Origin of the sequence: Psychromonas sp. SR45-3, assembly GCF_014163575.1 — a bacterium.
GTDB lineage: Bacteria > Pseudomonadota > Gammaproteobacteria > Enterobacterales > Psychromonadaceae > Psychromonas > Psychromonas arctica.
The window spans coordinates 1-242 of the sequence record NZ_JACJDP010000130.1 but is presented as its reverse complement, the minus strand read 5'-3'; the positions used below and the strand labels follow the sequence as shown (position 1 = coordinate 242).

At 53.7% G+C, this 242-nt stretch carries 1 protein-coding gene; it reads right to left on the bottom strand.

All coding sequences use genetic code 11. The features are described from left to right. Positions 1-242: hypothetical protein (locus H5084_RS19405; protein ID WP_182692248.1), on the bottom strand; the 242-nt coding region annotated here is incomplete at both ends.

The window sequence follows — 242 nt, the reverse complement described above, 5'->3', positions numbered from 1 at the left end:
GCTCCGCTGTTAACCAGCGCCGCGCCCGCTGCTGTTAAGAGAACCTCATTGCCCACGACCTGGTAGTTGATGATGTCATCCACCGTGACCGTGACATCATTACCATCTTCATCAGAGGTGTTAAACGTCGCCACTACCGCATTTTCTACTGCGCTGCCGTCGTCTTCGGTAAATGCATTGGTGTTCGTGATCGTCACTTCAGGTGCATCGTTAACCGTATTCACCACCGGGGTGGCCGAATC